The sequence below is a fragment of the Stutzerimonas stutzeri genome (genome assembly GCF_024448985.1).
Taxonomy (GTDB): domain Bacteria; phylum Pseudomonadota; class Gammaproteobacteria; order Pseudomonadales; family Pseudomonadaceae; genus Stutzerimonas; species Stutzerimonas stutzeri_AP.
Map to the genome: position 1 here is coordinate 1 of NZ_JAMOII010000040.1, position 4,129 is coordinate 4,129.

Genomic DNA, 4,129 nt, shown 5'->3' on the forward strand with positions numbered 1-4,129 from the left:
AGGAAGCATGGGCGACGGCAAATGCGAATTTCCTTCTGATTCTCTTCGGAGGCATTCTTACCAGCGTCTTCAGCCTTGCGAAGTTGATCACTTATCTATTGGCGCATCATCCAATTCCAGTGTGGTCGTTCTTTTTCGGTCTGATTCTGGTGTCCGTGTATTTTGTCAGCAAGGAGATTCAGCGCTGGGATTTTTCACGCATCGTCGGGCTTGTAGTCGGAGTTCTCTTCGCTTATGTGATCACGGTGGCAGCGCCGATGCAGTGGAGCAGCGGTGGTCTGAGTTTGTTTTTCGCAGGTGCCATTGCGATCTGCGCGATGATCCTGCCGGGTATTTCCGGCAGCTTCATTCTTGTGTTGCTCGGCCTGTATCCGGTCGTACTCGGCGCGGTGAAGAATCTGGATCTGGCTGTAATGTCTGTTTTTGCGGCAGGTTGCCTGGTGGGCCTTCTCAGTTTCGCGCGCGTGCTTAGTTGGATGCTCGACCGTTGGCGCGATCTCACGCTGGCCTTTCTCACCGGCCTGATGCTGGGTTCGCTGAACAAGGTTTGGCCATGGAAGGAAACGCTGACCTGGCGCATTGACTCCCATGGCGAGCGTATCCCGATGCTGGAGCAGAACCTGCTGCCTGGCGCCTATGGCGAGCTGACCGGACAGGACCCGCAACTCGTGCTGGCAATAGTACTGGCGGTAGCTGGTATCGTTCTCGTCCTTGGACTCGAATGGTTCGCCGGGCGACGCCAGCCATCGGCGCAAACGGTCTGAACGGCCTTGTCGATCAAAAGGAGCGCGCCTTGAAGGCCACAGCCAGCATGTGGTGGATGAGCATTCCGCCTTTCCGTTGTGCGCTTGTCGCGCTGCTCGCAGGTGCGTTACTTGCTGGCTGCGCCAGTCCTCCGTCCGGAGGCGTGCATGTCGTCGATCGCAACAGCCGCGACCGTGTTACCAGCGGCCACTATATTGTCCAGCGGGGTGACTCCCTTTGGTCGATTGCCTTTCGCTTCGGCTGGGATTGGCGGGAGTTGGCCCAAGTCAACAACATCCCTCCGCCACACGTCATCCATCCGGGACAGACGATTCGCTTCACTCGGCATACTCAATCCCGGGCAGTAGCCGCTCGTCCGACTCCTGTTCCCGTCCCGCCAGCCAGCACATCGCCATCCGTGGTGACTACGCCTGTACCTATTCCGCCGCCACTGACGAGGCCCAGCGTACCGGCGATCAAGCCCCCCGCTGCGACTACGCCAGTCAAGCCTGTGACGCGCTCTGCAAGCGGTTGGGCCTGGCCTGCGAACGGCGCCGTAATCGGTCGTTTTTCTTCAAACGGCAGTTTGAATAAAGGCATTGATATCGCCGGGGAATTAGGACAGCCTGTTTTAGCTGCTTCTGATGGGGCTGTTGTGTACGCCGGCAGTGGTTTACGGGGTTACGGCGAACTTGTGATCATCAAGCACAGCGATACCTATGTAAGTGCCTACGGCCACAACCGCAGGCTGCTGGTTCAGGAGGGTCAACAAGTCAAAGCTGGGCAGACCATTGCCGAGATGGGATCGACTGGAACCGACCGGGTGAAGCTGCATTTTGAGATTCGCCGCCAAGGCAAACCTGTAGATCCTCTGCAATACCTGCCAAAGCGCTGATTTGCTACTACCTGTTCCGGCACTAGGAGGGGCTTGAGCGTTACCAGGGAGTGCGTGCCGCCCGAGCCTGTTGTCGAACTCAGAACAGGAAAACAATAATGGCTCTCAAAAAAGAAGTGCCGGAGTTTGACGTAGACGATGCCGTTCTACTCATGGAACCGTCCGCGGACGCCAATCCAGTCAGCGATATCTCCCGCGCCGGTTCAACGGGCAACCGATCCAAGACCGCGACCCTCAAGCAACACAAGTTCATCGACTACACCCGTGCGCTCGACGCCACTCAGCTGTATCTCAACGAAATCGGATTTTCTCCTCTGTTGACCCCCGAGCAAGAGGTGCATTTCGCGCGTCTGGCTCAGAAGGGTGACCCAGCAGGGCGCAAGCGCATGATCGAAAGCAACCTGCGGCTTGTGGTGAAAATCGCCCGACGCTACGTCAACCGAGGGCTGTCTTTGCTGGATCTGGTCGAAGAGGGCAACCTGGGGCTGATACGGGCTGTCGAGAAGTTCGACCCCGAGCGTGGCTTCCGCTTTTCTACCTATGCCACTTGGTGGATTCGGCAGACCATCGAGCGGGCTATCATGAACCAGACCCGCACCATTCGCCTGCCGATCCACGTGGTCAAGGAGCTGAACGTTTACTTGCGTGCCGCGCGCGAGTTGACACAGAAGCTCGACCACGAACCCAGTCCAGAAGAAATCGCTAACCTGCTCGAGAAGCCCGTCGCGGAGGTCAAGCGGATGCTGGGTCTGAACGAGCGCGTGACATCAGTGGACGTATCTCTCGGGCCGGACACTGACAAAACATTGCTCGATACCCTGACCGATGACCGGCCCAGCGATCCCTGCGATCTGCTGCTTGACGACGATCTGTCGGAAAGCATCGACCAATGGCTGTCCGACCTGACAGAGAAGCAGCGCGAGGTGGTCATCCGGCGCTTCGGTTTGCGTGGCCATGAAAGCTGCACGCTGGAAGAGGTCGGCCAGGAAATTGGGCTGACTCGCGAGCGGGTACGGCAGATTCAGGTCGAAGCGCTTAAGCGGTTACGCGAGATCTTCGAGCGTAACGGTTTGTCGAGCGAGTCCCTGTTCCACTAAGGAACGGCGCCCCTTACCCGCAACGTAAGGGGCGTACTCACGCTTCCTATTTCATATGAGACTTCGGGGGTCTAACCCATAGGGTTAGTCCTAGTTTCGTCGTATTTCCTCAAAAGCTGTTTGCTATGTAAGCATTTGCTTACGCGGCGTGTAAGAAAAGAGTGAACAGCTTTGCTCGCTATGCTCCCTTTATTAAATCTATATTCTTAACTTATTGATTAATAAGGTTAAAAATAAAATCTAATATCTTTATCCAAAAGTCGTTACGAATTTTTGAGAGTTGTAGTTGTCGTCCAAAGCCTTAATATCGCACCCGTGCTTAAGGACAAGCGCAGGCCAGCAAGGATGTTGGTCAGGATTAACCGCTGGATGCGGTGCGTCAGGATGACGAGCAGGAATAAAGGAAACAGGGAAGGAGGCGGGCGGGGATTAAACCCCGCCCCTTTTTTTTTGCCCGCGAACAGGTATTCGCTTCTGCCGAACGACTGCTTTGCTGAGTGGCCTAATGTTCTGACTCAACTCAGAAGGGGCTCACCATGAACGGCAAAGACTCGAATCAACCTACCCAGCCGGGACCAGATCAAGAAGACCAGATCGAACGCAGTCCGGACGAGGCTGATGAAGATCAGCTGGACGAGGCGCTAGAAGAAACCTTTCCGGCCAGTGATCCCATTTCTCCATAGCCTAGCGCCTGCACCGGATGATGGTGTGTCAACTTTCTTCCGCTGCTAGCCGCTGGAGCAGAGCGGGAAGTACCTGTTCGTGTAACAGCGGGGCGAGGTGTTCCGGCTGCTGCGTACGAGGTGCCAGCCAGTCCAGCGCTTCGATTTCTGCCTGTACCTTTACTTCGCCTTTAACACGGCCCACAAAAACATCTGCTTCAACCCAATGATCTGGCTCGTTGGCTGCGCGTGACTGGAAATGTCCAAGCGTCTGCAGTTGCGATTCCTCGACCCGTAAACCCAGCTCCTCGTGAAGCTCGCGCCGCAATGCCTGCAACGGCGTTTCTCCCGCTTCGATCTTGCCGCCCGGCAACATGAACATGCATGTACCGCGCTTGCGTACGACCAGTATGTGACCGGCTTCGTTGAGCAGGCAGGCTGTGGCGATGTTCAGAACATTAGGGGACATGGAAATTCTCGTTATCGTGCCATAGCGCCACAAGCTTCTTGTTTTGGTTGTAACGCTGCAGACGGGATGTCAGTGATACAGGCAGACCCTAGCCTCGCTGAAGTTCAGCTGTCGGTAGAGGACAATCAACCTGGGCTTAAAAAACAGCCAGACAGGTCCGTCATTTGCGGCCAGTGCCTGGGTTATCAACCGCGTCGCCAGACCCTGGTTGCGCTGACTTGGAGCGACTAGCAATCCTGTCAGCCAGTGACCACTGCCTATG

The 4,129-nt window shown here is 56.0% G+C and carries 6 protein-coding genes; 4 read left to right on the forward strand and 2 right to left on the reverse strand.

The features are described from left to right. From NA647_RS19470 to NA647_RS19485, 4 genes are all read left to right on the forward strand, one after another. A partial coding sequence (locus NA647_RS19470) for a DUF368 domain-containing protein (RefSeq protein ID WP_256059150.1) occupies positions 1 to 764 on the forward strand: 764 nt, incomplete at its 5' end. A gap of 56 nt (positions 765 to 820) precedes the next feature. Next, complete coding sequence (locus NA647_RS19475) at positions 821 to 1,639, forward strand: peptidoglycan DD-metalloendopeptidase family protein (RefSeq protein WP_256059155.1); 819 nt, start codon at positions 821 to 823, stop codon at positions 1,637 to 1,639. Between the two features lie 98 nt (positions 1,640 to 1,737). After that, positions 1,738 to 2,736, forward strand: coding sequence for an RNA polymerase sigma factor RpoS (rpoS, locus tag NA647_RS19480; protein WP_256059151.1), 999 nt, complete (start codon positions 1,738 to 1,740; stop codon positions 2,734 to 2,736). Between the two features lie 536 nt (positions 2,737 to 3,272). Beyond that, positions 3,273 to 3,419 carry a hypothetical protein gene (locus NA647_RS19485; RefSeq protein ID WP_256059152.1) on the forward strand — a complete coding sequence of 49 codons (147 nt, stop codon included), beginning with the start codon at positions 3,273 to 3,275 and terminating at the stop codon, positions 3,417 to 3,419. A gap of 28 nt (positions 3,420 to 3,447) precedes the next feature. On the opposite strand, the gene NA647_RS19490 is transcribed toward NA647_RS19485, so the two are convergent. Both NA647_RS19490 and NA647_RS19495 read right to left on the reverse strand, forming a co-directional pair. Then, the gene (locus tag NA647_RS19490) at positions 3,448 to 3,867 is read right to left on the reverse strand and encodes an NUDIX hydrolase (protein WP_256059153.1); all 420 of its coding nucleotides are present in this window, start codon (positions 3,865 to 3,867) and stop codon (positions 3,448 to 3,450) included. A gap of 69 nt (positions 3,868 to 3,936) precedes the next feature. Beyond that, positions 3,937 to 4,129: GNAT family N-acetyltransferase (locus NA647_RS19495; protein ID WP_256059154.1), on the reverse strand; the 193-nt coding region annotated here is incomplete at its 5' end.